Here is an 18373-nt window from a genome sequence, read left to right as displayed (position 1 = left end):
GATCGTACCCTCCCCTTGATCCCGGCGATCAACTCGCCGCCGCCGCGATGTCCGTGGGCTCAATGGTGTCGACCGGCAGCGCGAACTGCTCGACGCGCTGATATCGCTTCTTGTTGAGCAGGAGCCGCGTCACGTCGGGCCGCGAATAATGCCCGGCGGGATCGGCAGCGTTCTTGGCAACACCGATGGCGCCGAGATCGATCTCGGCAATCAGCAGCCCTTCCTGGTCCGGCGCCAGCTTGTCGCCGATCTGGCTGCCGTCGGGACCGTAGATCGCGGCGAATCCGCCGCCGACATGCAGCAACGCATTCTTGTCCGGACGGTCGCAGAGCTCATCGATCATGGCCTGCGAGACCGTCGCGCACGGCGCGAGCACGAAGCAGGAGCCCTCCACCGCATAGACGCGCGAGGCGGCATTGTTGACCTCGGCGCCGAGCGCCGGCGCAAAGGGATCGTAGAGCGAAAAGCTCGGCCAGGCCGCGACATGCACCTGCTCGTTCTGGGCGTACATCGCGTATTTCGACAGTGGCTGGAGATGCTCCCAGCAGCACAATGCGCCGATGCGGCCGATGTCCGATCTTGCGTGGACGGCGAGATCGCTGCCGTCACCCTCGCCATAGACCGTGCGCTCGGCATGGGTCGGCCGCAGCTTGCGGCGCTTTGCGATGGTCTCGCCGTCCGGCCCGATCAGCCATTGCGCCAGATAGAGACTGCCGCCGTCACGCTCGGACAGGCCGAGCACGGCGGTGAGCTTTGCATTGCGTACGGCGTCGCGCAGCCGCTCGGCCTGCGGACTGTCATAGGACAGCGAGTTGTCGAAGTAGCGCTGGACGAAGCCGCGGCCGATCGCCCAGGCCGGCGAGTCCATCCAGATATGCCAGGGGTAGCCGGGGATGAAGGCCTCGGGAAAGGCGATCAGCTTGGCGCCCTTCTCGGCGGCGTCCCTGATCAGCGCGATCGACTTGTCGATCGAGGCGTCGAGATCCAGCCAGGCCGGCGCCGCCTGCACCACCGCGACCTTGTATTTCGGATGTTCGATGCCCATTGCCGCCTCCATTGCCGGTTGATCGGAAGCCACGTCCGATGCAGTCTATTTGGCCAAGCCACCCGGCCGGGCGCTCGACCGCAGTGGAACAAAAACTCGACTGGCCGGGATCGCCGACGGGTACGGGACTTGCCTTCGGTCTGGCTGGGTCTGCGCCAACATGCGGTTTGCTGGATGTGACAGGGAGGCTTGCCGATGCCAATCCAGTTCACGACAGACGGCAGCCCCGGCTACCGGCGGCTGGCGCTGTGGCAGGACATCGTCTGCGACGTTTTCGTCGGGCTCGACTGCAAGTCCGACCTCGGCAGCGCCTTTCGCGGCTCGGTCACGCAGGCCCCGCTCGGCAGGGCCGTGTGCTCCGAGGTCTGCTCCGACCGCCAGCACGTGTTCCGGACGCCATCCCGCATCGCGCGTTCGGATCAGGATTTTGTCCTGGTTGCGCTCGGCAATCGCGGCGACGGAGGCGTGGTGCAGGACGGCCGCGAGACCGTGATCCATCCCGGCGAGTTCGCGCTCTACGACACGACGCGTCCCTATGAGCTGAAGTTCAACCACGCCTTCACGCAAACGATCTTCAAGGTGCCGCGCGAGATGTTGCAGCGCCGGCTCGGCGCCACCGAGACGCTCACCGCGATGTCGTTCGGCGCCGATGTGCCGCTCGAACGGCTCGCCTATGATTTCATCTTCAGGCTTTGCCAGAGCGCGGACCGACTTGCCCCGGACAACGCTGCGGCGCTGTCGGAGCAGGCCGTCGATCTGCTCGCGATGGCGCTGAGCGAACGGCTCGGCAAGACATCGCTGCCGTCCTCCACCCACCGCTCCGCCCTGCTCTACCGCTTGAAGTCCCACATCCGCGCTCACCTCGCGGATCCCGACCTCTCGCTGTCGGAGGCCGCGGCTGCACTCGGCATCTCGCCGCGCTACGTGAACGATCTCCTTGCCGACGAGGATACCTCGTTCCAGCGCCACGTGCTTGCCGAGCGTCTCGCCCAATGCCGGCGTGACCTCGCCTCGCCCGTGCTGGCCCATCGCCACGTCAGCGAGATCGCCTTCGCCTGGGGCTTCAACGACCTCTCGCATTTCGGCCGCGTTTTCCGCGAGCATTTCGGAATGTCGCCGCGCGACTTCAGGCAGAGCCAGTTGCGGCACTGACATCCAGCCAGCTATCACCTTGAGCCTTCGCTGCAGGCGAAGGCAAGGCTCGTCAATTCCAGATTGCCTTGTCCGGCTGCGCGCATCAGGCTGGCGTGCATGAGGACTCACGCCACCATAAGCGGATCGGAGCTGTTGCTGGGTGTGATCGCGATCAGGCTCGCGGTGCTGGTCCTGGTGGGCTGGGGCCTGACGCTGCTGCCGCGGCAGGCGCGTGACGGCGAAGCTGCCTGCTTCCCCTCGCCCGCAACCAGGGTCGAGGCTCAGTCATCGGTGAAGACACCAGGCGCGCGCGTTGCCGATGCAGCATTCGATGACATGCGCCTGCACGACTAGGCCATTCCCGAGCAAGGCCGGTATGTGAGCGCGTGATAGGACACGGCCCGCGCTTGCATTACCATCGCACCCCAAGGCCGCACCGATCAACCAGCGGCCAGCCGAGGAGCATATCGATGGAATACCGACGCTTGGGCCGATCCGGCCTCATGGTGCCCGCTTTGAGCCTGGGAACGGGCACCTTCGGCGGCGTCGGCCGCCTTGCTGCATGGGGCACGACGGACGCGGCCGAGGCGCGGCGCCTTCTGGATATCTGCCTCGATGCCGGGGTGTCGATGTTCGACACCGCCAACGTCTATTCGCTCGGCGAATCCGAGCGTGTCCTCGGCGAGGCCATCAAGGGCCGCCGCGACAAGGTTCTGATCTCGACCAAGGCCACCTTCCGCTTCGGCGACGGACCCAACGACATCGGCTCGTCACGGCAGCATCTGCTCGCGGCCATCGATGGTTCGCTGAGCCGGCTCGGCACCGATTACATCGACCTGTTCCAGCTTCACGGCTTCGACGCGTTCACCCCGCCTGAAGAGGTGCTTGCGACTCTCGACGTGCTCGTGCGCGCCGGCAAGATCCGCTATGTCGGCGTCTCCAACTTTTCGGGCTGGCACCTGATGAAGTCGCTCTCGGTTGCCGACAAGCATGGCTTCCCACGCTACGTCGCCAACCAGACCTATTATTCATTGATCGGGCGCGACTACGAATGGGAGTTGATGCCACTCGGCGTCGACCAGGGGCTCGGCGCCGTGGTCTGGTCGCCGCTCGGATGGGGGCGCCTCACCGGAAAAATCCGACGGGGTCAACCGAAGCCCGAGGTCAGTCGCCTGCCCAAGACCGCCGATTTCGGCCCGCCCGTGCCCGATGAGCACGTCTATCGCGTCGTCGAGGCGATCGACGAGGTCGCCAAGGAGACGGGCAAGAGCGTCTCGCAGATCGCGCTGAACTGGCTGCTCCAGCGTCCGACGGTCTCGACGCTGATCATCGGCGCGCGCAACGAGACGCAGCTGCGCGAGAATCTCGGCGCGGTCGGCTGGACATTGACCAAGGACCAGATCGCAAAGCTCGATGCCGCGAGCAAGGTGACCTTGCCCTATCCCTACTGGCACCAGCGCACCACCTTCACCGACCGCAATCCGCCGGCGGTGTAGAGACGGCCAACTGCCCGACCGCTCGGCTCCCCGAGCCCTCGCGAAAGCGGTCCCGACCCGTTTTCCTGTGCCGGAAGGCCTGCTTCCGGCACAGGAACCGTCCGGGTCCTGCCGGGTTGCGATCCATCCTGCAATTTCCTAATCCGGAGATGACTCACGGCTCCAATCAGGCGCGCCTCCATCATGTCGTCTGCCCCGATCGAGCATGCCGACGGCCTGCCGCAGCCGCAGCGCAACCAGGCGGTGCTGACGATTGCGCTCGGCATCATCATGGCGGTCGTCGACAGCGCTATCGCCAACGTGGCGCTGCCGACGATCGCAGCCGACCTCGACGCGAGCCCGGCCTTCTCGATCTGGATCGTCAATGGCTACCAGCTCGCGATCACGATCTCGCTGCTGCCGCTGGCGTCGCTCGGCGAGATCGTCGGCTATCGCCGCGTCTATCTGGCCGGGCTCGTCCTGTTCACGCTCGCATCTGCCTTCTGCGCGCTGGCGCATACGCTACCGCTGCTGACGATCGCGCGCATCATCCAGGGTTTTGGCGCCGCCGGCATCATGAGCGTCAACGCGGCGCTGGTGCGCTTCACCTATCCGCGCAGCCAGCTCGGCCGCGGCATCGGGATCAACGCGCTCGTCGTCGCCTTCTCGGCCGCGGTCGGCCCGACGCTCGCCGCGGGCATCCTGGCGGTCGGAACCTGGCCCTGGCTGTTCGCCATCAACGTCCCGCTGGGTGCGGTGACGCTGGTGCTCGGCCTGCGTAGCCTGCCGCACACAAAACCCGCCAGCCGCTCCTTCGACTGGCAGAGCGCAGGCCTGTCCGCGATCACCTTCGGCGTCGGCATCGCGGCCGTCGACAGCGTCGGTCATGGCGAGGCCGCCATCACCTGTCTCGTCCAATTCGCCATCGCCATCGTCGCGGGCGCGCTGCTGATCTACCGCGAAACCCACATGACCTCGCCGCTGCTGCCGGTCGACCTGTTGCGCATCCCGGTGTTCGCGCTGTCGATCGCCACTTCGATCGCCTCGTTCTGCGGACAGATGCTGGCCTTCGTCGCGATCCCCTTCTACCTCCAGAGCCGCTTCGGCTATTCCGCCGTGCATATGGGGCTCCTGATCACGCCATGGCCGATCGCGGTGGCGTTCGCAGCCCCGCTCGCCGGCCGCCTGGTCGAGCATTATCCGGCCGGCCTGCTCGGCGGCATCGGGCTCACGCTGTTTGCCTGCGGCCTCGGCGCACTCGCCTTCCTGCCTGCAAGCCCGACGCCGCTCGACGTGATCTGGCGGATGGCGCTGGCGGGGGCCGGCTTCGGCCTGTTCCAGACCCCCAACAACCGCACCATGATCGCGGCCGCCCCGCGCGAGCGCGCCGGCGGCGCCAGCGGTATGCTGGGCACGGCGCGCCTGCTCGGCCAGACCACCGGCGCGGCGCTGGTGGCGCTGCTGCTCGGCCGCTATCCGACCGAGGGAACCAGGATCGCGCTCCTTGTCGGCGTCGGATTTGCGCTGTGCGGTGCAGTGCTGAGCATGCTGCGGCTCTCGCCCGCGGGCGCGCGCGGCGCCGAGCACGTCCGGGTACAGGACGACCAGCGCCTGCGCGGCGAATAGCTCACGTCCAGGTTCTGCTGCTCTCGCGCGCAACTTGTGCGTGGCTTAACTATCTGGACCAATGACGTATTGCCCTCCCGCTCCGGTTGCGCTTCATTGACGCGGGGAATAAGGGGCATTTCATGCGTTCATTTGGAATTGTGGCGCTCAGCGTCATGCTGGGCGGCTGCGCGTCTGTCACGCGTGGTACGACCGAAAACATCAGCATCTCATCGACACCGTCGGGCGTGGAAGCCGTCGTCAGCGGAATGGAAGTTCCGACCACCTGCACGACGCCGTGCTCCGTGGTCGTCAAGCGGAACGCCGACATTTCGATCACCTTCCAGAAGGAAGGCTATGAACCGCAGATCGTGCCGCTCAGCCGGGACATACCGACCTCCGGGGCCGCCGGCTTCGCGGGAAATCTTTTGCTCGGCGGTGTCGTCGGCATGGGCGTCGATGCTGCCACCGGGGCGGCAACCGATCACAAGCCGAATCCTGTCATCGTGACCATGCAGCCGTCAGCTCCTGCCCGCGCACGGCCACCCGCGCCGAAGAAGCCGCGGTCGCCGGCGGCGCCTGCGCCCGACACCGGCACCTAGCGCCTCGCAACTGCCACGCAAACAAAAAGGCCGGCTTTTCAGCCGGCCTTTTCAATTCATATCGCTCGCAATCAAGCCTTGACCAGCGGGCCCTTCGAGGTCGGCCCCTTCGAGCCGCCGGAGCCACCACCGCCCGGCTTGGACTTGCCCGGCGGACGCTTGCGGGCGCCGGGCAGCTTCTCCTGCTTCGGCGTGATCGGACCGTCGAGGAACTCGAACCCGATCTTGTCCTTGGTCTCGTCGGCCTCGTCCTTGACCAGGACGACGCGGACGTGGCCGCCACCCTTGAGCTTGCCGAACAGCACCTCGTCAGCCAGCGGCTTCTTGATGTGCTCCTGGATGACGCGGGCCATGGGCCGTGCGCCCATCTGCTCGTCGTATCCATGCTGGACCAGCCAGGTCTTGGCGGGCTCGGACAGTTCGATGGTGACGTCGCGATCGCCGAGCTGCGCCTCGAGCTGAAGCACGAACTTCTCCACGACCGTGCCGATCACCTCGACGCTGAGATGGCCGAACGAGACGATGGCATCGAGACGGTTGCGGAATTCCGGCGCGAACTGCCGGTTGATCGCCTCGTGGTCGTCGCCTTCTCGCTTCGAGCGGGTGAAGCCGAACGCCTGCTTGGCGAGATCCGAAGCACCCGCATTCGTGGTCATGATCAGGATCACGTTGCGGAAGTTGACCTGCTTGCCGTTATGGTCGGTGAGTCGGCCGTGATCCATGATCTGGAGCAGCACGTTGTAGAGGTCGGGATGCGCCTTCTCGATTTCGTCGAGCAGAACCACGCAATGCGGATGCTGATCGACGCCGTCAGTGAGCAGGCCGCCCTGGTCGAAGCCGACATAGCCGGGAGGCGCGCCGATCAGGCGCGACACGGTATGCCGCTCCATGTATTCGGACATGTCGAAGCGCAGCAGCTCGACGCCGAGCGACGCCGCGAGCTGCTTTGCGACTTCGGTCTTGCCGACGCCGGTCGGACCCGAGAACAAATAGCAGCCGATCGGCTTCTCCGGCTCGCGCAAACCGGCACGCGCCAGCTTGATCGATGCGGCAAGCGACTCGATCGCCTTGTCCTGGCCGAACACGGTGCGCTTCAGGGTCTGCTCGAGATGCTTGAGCACCTCGGCATCGTCCTTCGACACGCTCTTCGGCGGGATCCGCGCCATCGAGGCGATCGTGGTCTCGATCTCCTTGATGCCGATCGTCTTCTTGCGCTTGTTCTCGGCCACCAGCATCTGCGCCGCGCCGGACTCGTCGATCACGTCGATCGCCTTGTCGGGCAGCTTGCGGTCGTGGATGTAGCGCGAGGAGAGCTGCACCGCAGCCTCGATCGCCTCGTTGGTGTACTTCAGCCGGTGGTAGTCCTCGAAGTAAGGCTTGAGGCCCTTGAGGATCGCGATCGCGTCCTCGACCGTCGGCTCGTTGATGTCGATCTTCTGGAAGCGCCGCACCAGCGCGCGGTCCTTCTCGAAGTGCTGGCGGTATTCCTTGTAGGTGGTCGAGCCCATGCAGCGGATCGTGCCCGAGGCAAGCGCCGGCTTGAGCAGGTTCGACGCATCCATCGCCCCGCCCGACGTCGCGCCCGCACCGATCACGGTGTGGATCTCGTCGATGAACAGGATGGCGTTGGGATGAGCTTCGAGCTCCTTCAGCACCTGCTTCAGGCGCTCCTCGAAGTCGCCACGATAGCGCGTGCCCGCGAGCAGTGTGCCCATGTCGAGCGAGAACACGGTCGCAGCCGCAAGAACCTCCGGCACCTCGCTGTCGACGATGCGCTTGGCGAGGCCCTCCGCGATCGCGGTCTTGCCGACGCCGGCCTCGCCCACGAACAGCGGGTTGTTCTTCTGCCGGCGGCACAGCACCTGGATCGCTCGGTTGATCTCGGAATTGCGTCCGATCACCGGATCGATCTTGCCGTCGCGCGCCTTCTTGTTGAGGTTGACGCAATAGGTCTCGAGCGCTTCGCCCTTCTTCTTGGCGTCCTCGGTACCCTTTGCCTCGGTCTCTTCGTCGACGCCGCGCACCGGCCGCGCCTCGGAGACGCCCGGCCGCTTGGCGATGCCGTGGCTGATGTAGTTGACGGCGTCATAGCGCGTCATGTCCTGCTCCTGCAGGAAGTACGCGGCATGGCTCTCGCGCTCGGCGAAGATCGCGATCAGCACGTTGGCGCCGGTCACCTCTTCGCGACCGGACGACTGCACATGGATCACCGCGCGCTGGATCACGCGCTGGAAACCGGCGGTCGGCTTGGCGTCGTCGGCGCCATCCGTCACCAGATTCTCGAATTCGGTTTCAAGGTAATTGACGAGGCTCGTGCGGAGCTTGTCGAGATCGACGCTACAGGCGCGCATGACGGCGGCTGCATCGGAGTCGTCGATCAGGGAGAGCAAGAGATGCTCGAGCGTCGCGTATTGGTGATGACGCTCGTTTGCGATCGCCAGCGCACGATGCAGGGATTGTTCAAGGCTTTGGGAAAAAGTCGGCATTCGCGTCCTCTATGGCCCCCACCATCATGATCGCCATCGCCCGGTCAGGCAACAACAACCTTTGTCACATATAGTTATACAAGACCGCGGCGAAAGACCGGTTCCGCGACTCAAATGGGCATTACGCGCCCACGGCATGCTCGATGCAAAACCCGTTCCGATTTGGGCAGAACTACCCATTTGGGCAGGATTGACGCCGCTGATTTTCGCGGGATCACGCAGCAGGATGTGCTGCCATCACATACCGCGCAACCAGAACCGATCTAAATAACTCTGGATGTGAACGCGCAGTTATTTCTTTTCCATCACGCATTGCAGCGGATGCTGGTGCTTGCGGGCGAAGTCCATCACCTGCGTCACCTTGGTCTCGGCGATCTCGTAGGTGAATACGCCGCACTCGCCGATGCCGTGATGATGGACATGCAGCATGATCTTGGTCGCGGCCTCGATGTCCTTCTGGAAGAACTTCTCCAGCACATGGACGACGAATTCCATCGGCGTGTAGTCGTCGTTCAGGATCAGCACACGATACAGGTTCGGCCGTTTGGTCTTCGGCTTGACCTTGGTGATGACAGACGTATTCGGCCCCGTCGGTCCGCCCGAACGGTTCTCGTCATTGCTCATACGAGGAGCGTGGGCAGCGGCTTGCGCGGACAGGTCTAGTCTGAAAGTCAGGTGCGGCATGGCTCAGGCGTTCAAATTCCCCACGGAAGCGAGTGACGGTCAGCCGCGCGGCCCCGCCCTTCGGAGCTTTGCACGGGCGCGCCGCCTTGTTGGATCACCGCTTCCAACCGGTCCGGTCAAGCCCGGCTCGATTGTAGGGAATATGGGCCCGCCCCCGGCTCGCCGCAAGCGTGCAACGGTCTGGCCAATATGGTCGAGGCAGTCCCGATTCCCGGTCCGGCGATCCTGACCAAGGTTAGTCAATCCGGACCGATTTGACAAAAGTTTCGGCCGGCACCGTTTAGAACATCTTCACCGGGAATCCGGCCGTTAAGCGGCAGCGGCGGTTTCGCGGGATACCTCCGGTTTTCTACGGTCCAATCGAGCTGCCGTTCAATCGCGTGGCCCCTGGTGCGCATGCGCGTCGCCATGCTGCTCGACAACGCCGGCTCGATGGCCCAGGACGGCAAGATGTCGGCGATGCCGACGGCCGCGAAGAACCTGGTCGATCAGCTCAGTGGCCTCGTGCTCCTCGCCGGCGGTCTCGATGCGCAGAATCGCTGGTGGTACAGCAATGCCTCGCAGATCGACACGCGACGGAAGAAGCTGCGCGACGACGCCAAGGCGAACGGCATCGACACGTTCTGTCCGGTGATGTCGGCGAGTCAGACCGTGTGGGGTTGACGTCGGTACGTCGCTGTCGAAGCTGCGCGTGGCGCGCTGAACCGGATCTTTGTCGCGACAACAAAAAAACCCGGCTGAACCAGCCGGGCTTTTCGATTCCAGGAGTTCCAGAGGACGTTAGTTGGCAGCCGGGGTGAACTTCGAAACGATGGTCTCGACCGGCTTGAACGCCTGCTTGGCGAGGTCGCTGTAGAGGCCGGCGATCTTCTGCGATTCCGCAACGAAGGTCTCGTAGCTGGAACGGGCGAAGTCGGTCTGCGCTTCCACGGCCTTGTCCAGCGACTTCACGCCGGAAAGCTTCTCGACGAAGGACTTGGTGTCTTCAAACGACTTCTTGGTGTAGTCGCCATACGCGCTGGCGATCGCCTGGAGGCCATGCTGCATCGAGGTCGCGGAAGCAACGCACTGCTCGAACTGCTCTTTCCCGTAGCTCTGAAAGTCTTCAACCTTGAACATTTCGGAATCCTTTTTCCCTGGCTTTGGTCCGGAAGCCCCGGCTCCCTGACTCCGCCCAAAAATAGTGCAACGCACAAAAAAGTCAAGAATCTTGTGCGACGCACAAAATTAGATGCAAATCGCTGAGATTCCCGAGGTTTCCCGCAATGGTTCCTTAAGCTTTTGGAAACCGCGGACCCCTACCCTGATTCCCTGGACGTGTTCAGCTTCCGCGAATGGTCAAAAGCCGTTCGAGAACATCACCTTAGCCAGAACAGCGGCTCAGGCCCAACGTTTCCCGCAGCGAACACCAGCGGAGAGACAGCCTGAGCAGGTAATGATCCCGGGTCGAGTGGGCACAATTTCGCCTCACGGGCCGGTGATCAAGTCAGAAACGGGGACGGGGTTTCATGCTTCGTAAAAACTTGTCTTCCTCGCGCTTGGCGCGGGTTGGCGTTTTCGGGCTTCTTACGGTCACCGCCGTAGTCATCTTCACCGATGCTGCCGAGGCACGGCGTCACCGGCGCAATTACGCGCACCACCGGGTGCAGCGCGATGTGTCCGACAGCTCCAGCCCGAAATTCGCATCGATCATCGTCGACGGCAATTCCGGCTCCGTGCTCCAGGCAACGAGCCCAGACGGAATCCGCCACCCCGCCTCGCTCACCAAGATCATGACGCTCTATCTGCTGTTCGAGCGCCTCGAGTCCGGCAGGATGAAGCTCGACACCGAGATGCCGGTGTCGCAGCACGCCGCCGATCAGGATCCGACCAAGCTGAACCTGCGTGCCGGCCAGACCATCCGCGTCGAGGACGCGATCAAGGGCCTCGTCACCCGCTCCGCCAACGATGCGGCCGTCGTGATCGCGGAAGCGATCGGCGGCGACGAGGACGACTTCGCCCAGATGATGACGCGCAAGGCGCGCTCGCTCGGCATGTCCAAGACGGTCTACCGCAACGCCAACGGCCTTCCCAACGACGAGCAGGTCACGACCGCGCGCGACCAGGCCACGCTCGGCCGCGCCATCCAGGAGCGCTTCCCGCGCTACTATCGCTATTTCGCGACCTCGACGTTCAATTGGCGCGGACAGTCGATCCGCAACCATAACCACCTGCTCGGCAGCGTCGAGGGCGTGGACGGCATCAAGACCGGCTACACCCGCGCCTCCGGCTTCAACCTCGTGACCTCGATGCGTCGCGGCAACCGCCACCTGATCGGCGTGGTGCTCGGCGGCCGCAGCGGCGGCTCGCGCGACGCCACCATGCGCAACCTGCTCGCGGAGAACCTCGAGAAGGGCGCCACCACCCACACCGTCGTCGCTGTCACCGAGCGCAACGGCGCAGATGCCAATACCGACGTCGCCGATGCATCGGAGACCCCGGCCCGCCCCGCTCCGCAGGTCCAGCAGGCCGCGGCCGCCCCTGCCCCCGAGACGGCCCCGCAGCGTCTCGCCTCGCGCCTGTCGGCGCTGGCGGCCGCGACCGCCGCGATGCCGCCGGCTCAAGCCAGGCCTGACACCAGCAAGCCCGAGGTTCGGCCAACTGAATCCAGGATCGAGCCCGCGCCGCTCACAAATGGCGTGATCTCCAGCCAGCCGCTCTCCATCATCCCCGGCTCGTCCGAGCCGATGAAGCCGGTCCGGGTGAAGACGGTTCAGGTCAAGGCCGGCACCGTGAAGGTCGCCTCCGCCGCCCCGGCTCAGGTCGCACCGCAGGTCACGAGCACGATTGCGGCCCGCTCCGACGTCGCGGAGACCTCCGGCGCCGTCGTCGCCCGCGCCGATCTCATCAACAAGCCCGAGATGGCGAGCCAGCCGGAAGCGCCGAAGGCCGAGCTCGCCCGCACCGAGATGCCCCGTCAGCCGGCGGGCTTCGGCACCGGCAACGGCATCCTCGGCGTGCTGCCGGCCGCAACGGCCACCGCGCCCACACCGGCTGCTGCGAAGCTCGCTTCGGCCGATCCTGTGCCGCAGCCGATCCAGATGAGCGCCACCACCAAGCCGGTCGTCACCCATAGCGGCTGGATCGTCCAAGTCGGCGCACTCGAGAGCGAGAACGAAGCCCAGCAGCGCATCGACGCCGCCCGCAGCTCCGCCCGCGGCCTGCTCAGCAAGGCCGACCCGTTCACCGAGCCGGTCCTCGCCAAGGACAATCGCAAGCTTTACCGGGCCCGTTTCGCCGGGCTCGAGCGGGACCAGGCCGAAGCCGTCTGCCGCGCCCTGAAGCGCGCCGACATCTCCTGCATCACCGTCCGCAACTGATCTGTCGTACCGCTCCAATCAAAATGCCCGCGCCTTGCGCGGGCATTTTTGTTTGGGGGATGCGGCGATGCCAGTTCCGCGACAACCTCTCGTCAAGGATTTACGGTTAAAACTTTACTCAAGGGATCGACCACGCCGACAAAGGCGGGCATCGGGGCGACGGCAGACAGAGCAAGCGGAGCTTACGCGGTACGGGCGTTTGTAGCGTAGTGCCGGAGTTAGCCGTTATGCGTGCGAAGCAGAGTATCCTTGGCCTCGTTCACACGGGCAGCGAGATACGTCGAGCCCCCCTGGTCGGGATGGAGTTTCTTCATCAGGGACTTGTGCGCCCGGCTGATGTCGTCGCGCCCCGCGCCCGGCTGCAGGCCAAGGATCTGATAGGCTTCCTCCGCCGTCATTTTGCCGCTCGGCGCCGTGCGGCGCTGCCGCCCTGCCGCATCGCCCTGCGCGTTCTGACGCCAAGCGGGAAACCGGCGGTCCAGATAGCTTTCAAGTAGGGCCACGCTCTCGGCGTCGAACGCCGGAGCCATCGCCAGCAGGCCAGCGAGATCGAACTCCTGGAGATCGCGCCCGGCGTGAGGACCGGCGACGATCTGGCCGGCGAGCTGCCCCGAATCGTGGTCGAGCCGCATGTCCAGGAATTGCGAGCGTACGCGCGAGGCCTGTCCGGCCGGGCGCGTTGCGCCACCGCCGAACAGCCCGCCGATATTGCCGAAGCCGGCATTCGCCAGCGGCGTCCAGCCCAGGAGCCCGGCGCCGAAAATCCCGAGCGGGATCGCCACCGCCAGCTCGCCCCGCAGGCCAGTGAACGCTGCGACCGCGAGCGCCACCACGCCGCCACCGAACTTGATGGTGCGCGCCAGCACCGCCGGATTGGCGGAGCGGAACATCTGGAGCAGCAGATAAAGCGTGATAACGGCGATGGCGCCGGCGATCAGGGTCATGGCCGGAATATAGTCGCCCTCACGGCAAAATGCATGGCGTCCGTCTCCGACGCGGGCCGCTACTTCATCTGCCCGATCAGCTTGGCCGCACCGCTCGCACTCTTGGCGAGTTTCAACAGCGCCTCCCGGCCGCCGGCGGCATAAGCCGCGGCCGCGCGCAGCAGCTCGCGAAGCTGCGCCGCCGCGCCGGGATCGAACCGGCACCAGGCCCCGCCGGTCAGCCGCGCGATCTCGCGAAAGGCCTGCTCGGCCACGGCGTCGGCGCCTTCCTGAAACACGAACACGGGGACCTTGAGCATGCCGAGCTCGCCGGCCTTGGCGCAGAGCTCGTCGACCTTCTCCTCCATGGCATCGCCGACGAAAACGACCGCACGCACGCCCGAAGCGACCGCCTCGCGCCGCACGTCGCTCAGCACCTTGCCGATCTGGGTGTCGCCGCCGCGACAGTCGATCTTGCTCATCAGCGTCGCGAGCTTCGCGCTGTCGGAGATCCAGCCCGTGGCGCGACACTCGTTCAAGCCGCGATAGTAGACGAGCCGGATGTCGAGGCTGCCGATCGCTGCGGCCTCGCGGAACATGTCCGCCTGGAGCGCGCAGGCCATGTCCCAGGTCGGCTGCCGGCTCATTGTCGCATCCAGCGCAAAAATCAGCCGCCCCTTCGCGCCGGGGGCATGCGGCGACAGCGCACGCGCCTTGGCGACGAACGCGGCGATGTCCTCCGCGGTGCTGGCTTGAGGCAGCGTGCCGCCGGTTTGGCTCGAGACGGCATCACGGCCACGCGGTTTGACGGGTTCGCCGGACATCCCTGCTCGCTTCTTGCGTGAGCGGCTAATGTGGATAGCGCCTGCGGCCCGGTCAATGTGCAAAGCCTCCGCGGGCGGATGCCGGCGGAGGCTTTGCGGGTCGTGCAGACGATCGGAGCGGTGTCGGTGTCAGCCTATGTCGGTGTCAGCTCTTGGCAGGCGCCATCAGAGCAACCGGACCGGGCTCCAGGATATTGGGCGGGGCCGAGCGCGTATCGACGGGCGCCACGGCGCTGTCGCCGTCGCTCAGGAACTTGTCGAGCATGCTCTGGATCGAGTTCTTCGCCGCATCCGGACCGGTGTCGCGCATGTCGTTGTGCTGGAATTCGGTCTTCACGACCTGGATGCCGGCCTTCTCGCATTCCTCGTCGGTCGGGATGACACCCGCGTCGGTCTTGAACTGCGGATCCTGCGAACGGAACGACAGGATCTTGAACTTGCCGGCAGTGACGAAGGGCACGCGCAGATTGTCGAGCGTGACGACCTTCTTGACCTCATCGGGATACTGCTTGGCGAAATACATCGTGATGTCGCCGCCCATGGAGTGGCCGACCATCGTCACCCTGTCGTAATCGGCGTTGGGCTGAACCTTCTTCATCTCCTGCATGGCGAGATGGATGTTGGCAACGCCGCGCAGGATCTGCGGCAACCGGCCGACATAGAGCTCACCGGGCTTGGTCACCATGGGAGGATCGGTCGGCAAATCATGCTGCGGGCTTACGACCATATAGCCGCGCGCCGCGAAGATGTTGGCGAGGAAGCCGTACTCGGTATTCTTGACGGTGTTGCCGTGATTGATCACGGCAACCGGCAGCGTGATCATGCCGGCATTGGCCTGCATTTCCTTGTCGCGGCGGACCGCGATATCGACAGGCACCGGACGGTTGTCGCGCGAGGCGTCGTAGAAGGTGACGGTCTCGTGCCTGATCGCCCACTTGCTCGCCGTGACATAGGCGACGCCGAAGAGGGCACTAACCGAAACCAGAACGGCAATTCCACGCTTCATTTTCGTCCTCAGCCTCAGGCTCTTGCGGCCTGAATCCCTGTTGAAAATCGTGTTCTTCCGGGGCTCTTCGGCCCCTGGTCGCCTATTCCCTAATATATGTCACAGCCGCGTGACAGGAAGCTTAAATATTGTGAACCTTCAGCCCTTTCATTGTGCGGCGCACGCGTTTCTTGGGCATCCCGTTCTCAGGCGGCTACGTCAGGTGCAGGCTACCATCCGACGCAACCGGTCTCGATTGGCTTCAATTTCACGGTAAACACAGGGTGAAACGGCCAAGCCCGCACTCAGTTCCGGCGGGAACCGGCAGCTTCAATCGGCTGGAAGTAGCGATATACCGCCACCTCAGGCGCCGAGGATGTCGTGGACCTCGAGCGGCTTGTCGACCTGGCTGAACCACTCGGCGCGATTTGCCGCACGGCGGCGGCCGCGTTCGTCGAGCGGCAGCTTGAGCTGGCGGAGCAGGCCCGTCACCTCTTCCCGCGCGGTGAGATGGCCAAGGTTGGGCCGCATGCCGAGCGTGGCCTCGTCGATCTCATCGAGCGCGGTCAGGCCGCGCGGAAAAAATTCGCGATAGACGACGCGCTCGGCGAAGCCGTCGACGTAGCGGAAGCCGAGCCGTAGCGACAAATCCTTGAGGCCCTCGGCGACGAGCTGCTTGTTGCGGGAGCCGAGCATCGACAGGCGGTTGCGCACGACGATCCAATCGGTGCTGGAGCCGTCGAGCTGGCGCCGCTTGCGCCTGACATCCCGCACCATCTCGGCATAGTGGCTCTCGCCCGTCACTGCGTAGTTGGCGGGATCGACGGTGCCGAGCACGTCGAAATCGAGGAAGCTGTCGTTGATCGGCGTGACCAGCGTGTCGGCCATCGAGTGCGCCAAGCGCATCAGATAGCTGTCGGTGCCCGGCGTATCGATGACGATGAAGTCGAAATTGCTTTCGACCGCCGAGACCGCCTCCATGAACTGCTGGAACTCGGAATTCTCGTTCTCGGCGATCTGCATGGTCTCGCCGAGCTTGATGCAGCGATGCACCGGCAGCTCGAGGCCGAGGCCGGTGCGGCGCGCCCAGGCGGAACGGTTGCCGATGTAGCGGGTAAAGCTCTGCTGACGGCAGTCGAGGTCGATCGTGGCGACGCGCTGGCCGGCCTTCAGCAGCGCGACCGCGATGTGCAGGGCGGTGGTCGACTTGCCGGAGCCGCCTTTTTCGTTGCCGAGCACGACGACATGCGCCGAGCCGGATTGGCCTTGGCTAGCCTGCACAAGCATAGCGATCCTCAACACCCCTGATGAATATCTTCGAGTTGGCCGCGTCTGCGGTCAAGTGAAATGCGTGACAGTAAATGCAAATCGCAGCGCGCCGTGTTCGAAATGAATCACGGCACCATCTCTCGCTTGTGATTCAGCCATGTCGCGACATCGTGCGCGGCCTCGCGCGGGATGCTGTGCCGCATCCGAATGCATGGCGTCCACGATCGGCGCTTGTTAAGGTTAGCCGGCCGGGCGCCGGGACGCGCCCGCTTCCCATTCCCAACCCCGTCGAGTCCTGATGTCACGAAGCCCCTTGATCGCCCGCACGGTCCCCGCCTTGCGACGCGCCGTCGACAATCTTCGCAAGCGAAAGGCCACGATCGCGCTGGTCCCGACCATGGGGGCGCTCCATGACGGACATGTGTCGCTGGTGCGCCTCGCCAGGCGGCGCGCGAGTCGCGTCGTGGTGTCGATCTTCGTCAACCCGACCCAGTTCGCGCCGACCGAGGACTTTGGTGCCTATCCGCGCACCTGGAAGTCCGATCTCGCCAAGCTCGCCGCCGAGGACGTCGACATCGTCTGGCACCCCGGCGCCGAGGCGATGTATCCGGACGGCTTTGCGACCCGCATCGTGCCGGAGGGGCCGGCGCTGGCCGGCCTCGAGGACCGCTTCAGGCCGCACTTCTTCGGCGGCGTCGCCACCGTCGTCGGCAAGCTGTTCACGCAATGCCGGCCGGATGTCGCAATCTTCGGCGAGAAGGACTTTCAGCAACTGCGGGTGGTGACGCAGATGGCGCGCGACCTCGACCTCGGCGTCAAGGTGACCGGCTCCCGCACCGTGCGCGAGCGCGACGGGCTCGCGATGTCTTCGCGCAACGTCTATCTCTCGCCGGAGGAGCGGCAGACCGCGACCACGTTGTACCGCGCCATGAAGGACAGCGCCGGGCGCATCCGCGCCGGCGAAGCGATCGCATCCGCGATGGCGCGCGGCGCCGGGATGATCACGTCGGCCGGCTTTGCGCTCGACTATTTCGAGGCGCGCCATGCCGAGACGCTGGCGCAGGTCACCTCGCGCAAGGACGGCCCGTTGCGGATCCTGGTGGCGGCCAAGCTCGGCACGACCCGGCTGATCGACAATATCGCGGTGTAACCGCCAGGGTCGATCTTGCGCGTTGCCTCGCCCGGATGGATGATCGGGGCGAGGAAACGAGCCGACCGGCAGGGGCATGTCATTCATCCGCACGATGATCGTGAACGGCGTGCTGGCGCTTGTCGCCGCGACTGCCGCCCAGGCACAACAGCGCCCGCCGATCGGCCTCTACGGGTCGCCGCCGGATGCGATGATCTTCTACGTCGCCCATGGCGCCGCCGGGGCCTGCGGACCGGGCTGCTCCGACTGGATCGCCGCCGAGGGCACGGTGCAATGGGACAGCTACAAGCGGCTGATCGCAATTCTCGATCGCCAGGCGGGACACAAGCTGCCGCTCGTCATCCATAGCCGGGGCGGCTCCAACCTCAATGTTGCGGTCAGCATGGGCCGCATCCTGCGCGACCGCGGCCTGGATGCCACCGCCGGCGCGACCGAGGTCGAGGCCTGCGCCGGCAAACCGGAGGCGGATTGTTTTGCGCTGAAGCGCCCGGGCGGGCCGCTCGACGCCAAGGTATCCTTGCCGGATCCGGCGTGCGATTTCGCGTGCGTCCTCATGCTCGCCGGCGGGGTGCATCGCAGCCTCCCGCAAGGTGCGACGGTGGTGCTGGCCGGCCGCTCCATCCGCAATCGCCGCGCGCCCAACGTGGCGCCCGAACAGCGCGAGAGCCTGACGGCGATCTTTGGCGAGCAGTATCGCAAGTACCTGCACGAGATGGGCGTCGAGCCCGAGCTGGTCGACATCATCGACGCCATCGGCGAAGGCGGACGTCCGGTCGTGATGCCGTCCTCCGACTGGGCGCGGCTGCACATCGTCACGCCGCCATGAGCGGCC

General features: G+C 65.2%; 17 protein-coding genes. 9 read left to right on the top strand and 8 right to left on the bottom strand.

Going from position 1 to position 18373, the window contains the following annotated elements; genetic code table 11:
• Window positions 1-28: 28 nt before the first annotated feature.
• The gene (locus AB7Z56_RS18580; protein WP_208070118.1) at window positions 29-1045 is read right to left on the bottom strand and encodes a carbon-nitrogen hydrolase family protein; all 1017 of its coding nucleotides are present in this window, start codon (window positions 1043-1045) and stop codon (window positions 29-31) included.
• A 195-nt stretch (window positions 1046-1240) separates the two neighbouring features.
• Between AB7Z56_RS18580 and AB7Z56_RS18575 the strand changes: the two genes are divergently transcribed.
• The 5 genes from AB7Z56_RS18575 to AB7Z56_RS18555 all read left to right on the top strand — a co-directional run bounded on the left by AB7Z56_RS18575 (window position 1241) and on the right by AB7Z56_RS18555 (window position 5861).
• Complete coding sequence (locus tag AB7Z56_RS18575; RefSeq protein ID WP_208070116.1) at window positions 1241-2197, top strand: helix-turn-helix domain-containing protein; 957 nt, start codon at window positions 1241-1243, stop codon at window positions 2195-2197.
• 99 nt (window positions 2198-2296) lie between these two features.
• Window positions 2297-2533: a hypothetical protein gene (locus AB7Z56_RS18570; protein ID WP_028150544.1), complete on the top strand. Its 237-nt coding sequence runs from the start codon at window positions 2297-2299 to the stop codon at window positions 2531-2533.
• A 116-nt stretch (window positions 2534-2649) separates the two neighbouring features.
• Window positions 2650-3675: an aldo/keto reductase gene (locus AB7Z56_RS18565; protein ID WP_085405546.1), complete on the top strand. Its 1026-nt coding sequence runs from the start codon at window positions 2650-2652 to the stop codon at window positions 3673-3675.
• A 183-nt stretch (window positions 3676-3858) separates the two neighbouring features.
• A complete protein-coding gene (locus tag AB7Z56_RS18560; RefSeq protein ID WP_166097124.1) occupies window positions 3859-5280 on the top strand; it encodes an MFS transporter in 1422 nt (473 codons plus the stop codon).
• A gap of 122 nt (window positions 5281-5402) precedes the next feature.
• Window positions 5403-5861 carry a PEGA domain-containing protein gene (locus tag AB7Z56_RS18555; RefSeq protein WP_039147682.1) on the top strand — a complete coding sequence of 153 codons (459 nt, stop codon included), beginning with the start codon at window positions 5403-5405 and terminating at the stop codon, window positions 5859-5861.
• 71 nt (window positions 5862-5932) lie between these two features.
• On the opposite strand, the gene clpA is transcribed toward AB7Z56_RS18555, so the two are convergent.
• Together clpA and clpS are read right to left on the bottom strand one after the other, a co-directional pair.
• Window positions 5933-8347 (bottom strand): ATP-dependent Clp protease ATP-binding subunit ClpA, encoded by a 2415-nt coding sequence (gene clpA, locus AB7Z56_RS18550; RefSeq protein ID WP_014494656.1) that lies wholly within the window; start codon window positions 8345-8347, stop codon window positions 5933-5935.
• Window positions 8348-8638: 291 nt separating this feature from the next.
• A complete protein-coding gene (gene clpS, locus AB7Z56_RS18545; protein WP_014494655.1) occupies window positions 8639-8971 on the bottom strand; it encodes an ATP-dependent Clp protease adapter ClpS in 333 nt (110 codons plus the stop codon).
• Window positions 8972-9421: 450 nt separating this feature from the next.
• Between clpS and AB7Z56_RS18540 the strand changes: the two genes are divergently transcribed.
• Window positions 9422-9694, top strand: a complete 273-nt coding sequence (locus tag AB7Z56_RS18540; RefSeq protein WP_084795099.1) for a hypothetical protein — start codon at window positions 9422-9424, stop codon at window positions 9692-9694.
• A 117-nt stretch (window positions 9695-9811) separates the two neighbouring features.
• Here the strand turns inward: AB7Z56_RS18540 and AB7Z56_RS18535 are convergent, their stop codons facing one another.
• Window positions 9812-10150: a phasin family protein gene (locus tag AB7Z56_RS18535; RefSeq protein ID WP_014494653.1), complete on the bottom strand. Its 339-nt coding sequence runs from the start codon at window positions 10148-10150 to the stop codon at window positions 9812-9814.
• A 389-nt stretch (window positions 10151-10539) separates the two neighbouring features.
• Here AB7Z56_RS18535 and AB7Z56_RS18530 point away from each other — a divergent pair, with 389 nt between their 5' ends.
• The gene (locus tag AB7Z56_RS18530; RefSeq protein ID WP_231142133.1) at window positions 10540-12390 is read left to right on the top strand and encodes a D-alanyl-D-alanine carboxypeptidase; all 1851 of its coding nucleotides are present in this window, start codon (window positions 10540-10542) and stop codon (window positions 12388-12390) included.
• A 218-nt stretch (window positions 12391-12608) separates the two neighbouring features.
• Here AB7Z56_RS18530 and AB7Z56_RS18525 read toward each other — a convergent pair whose 3' ends face one another.
• From AB7Z56_RS18525 to AB7Z56_RS18510, 4 genes are all read right to left on the bottom strand, one after another.
• Window positions 12609-13334, bottom strand: a complete 726-nt coding sequence (locus AB7Z56_RS18525; protein ID WP_063982763.1) for a DnaJ domain-containing protein — start codon at window positions 13332-13334, stop codon at window positions 12609-12611.
• A gap of 59 nt (window positions 13335-13393) precedes the next feature.
• Complete coding sequence (locus AB7Z56_RS18520; protein WP_063982762.1) at window positions 13394-14137, bottom strand: hypothetical protein; 744 nt, start codon at window positions 14135-14137, stop codon at window positions 13394-13396.
• Window positions 14138-14282: 145 nt separating this feature from the next.
• Entirely contained in the window at window positions 14283-15143 is an 861-nt protein-coding gene (locus tag AB7Z56_RS18515; protein WP_063982761.1) for an alpha/beta fold hydrolase, read from the bottom strand.
• A gap of 342 nt (window positions 15144-15485) precedes the next feature.
• The gene (locus tag AB7Z56_RS18510) at window positions 15486-16409 is read right to left on the bottom strand and encodes a division plane positioning ATPase MipZ (protein ID WP_063982760.1); all 924 of its coding nucleotides are present in this window, start codon (window positions 16407-16409) and stop codon (window positions 15486-15488) included.
• A gap of 280 nt (window positions 16410-16689) precedes the next feature.
• On the opposite strand from AB7Z56_RS18510, the gene panC reads away from it, so the two are divergent.
• On the top strand, window positions 16690-17541 hold the full coding sequence (gene panC / locus AB7Z56_RS18505) for a pantoate--beta-alanine ligase (RefSeq protein WP_063982759.1): 852 nt from the start codon (window positions 16690-16692) through the stop codon (window positions 17539-17541).
• 76 nt (window positions 17542-17617) lie between these two features.
• Window positions 17618-18367: a hypothetical protein gene (locus AB7Z56_RS18500; RefSeq protein ID WP_084795098.1), complete on the top strand. Its 750-nt coding sequence runs from the start codon at window positions 17618-17620 to the stop codon at window positions 18365-18367.
• Window positions 18368-18373: the final 6 nt, after the last annotated feature.

It is taken from the genome of Bradyrhizobium sp. 482_C4_N1_8 (assembly GCF_052075965.1).
Classification (GTDB): domain Bacteria; phylum Pseudomonadota; class Alphaproteobacteria; order Rhizobiales; family Xanthobacteraceae; genus Bradyrhizobium; species Bradyrhizobium barranii.
Note: the sequence above shows the minus strand (reverse complement) of the source record. Positions and strands in the feature narration are given on the sequence as shown.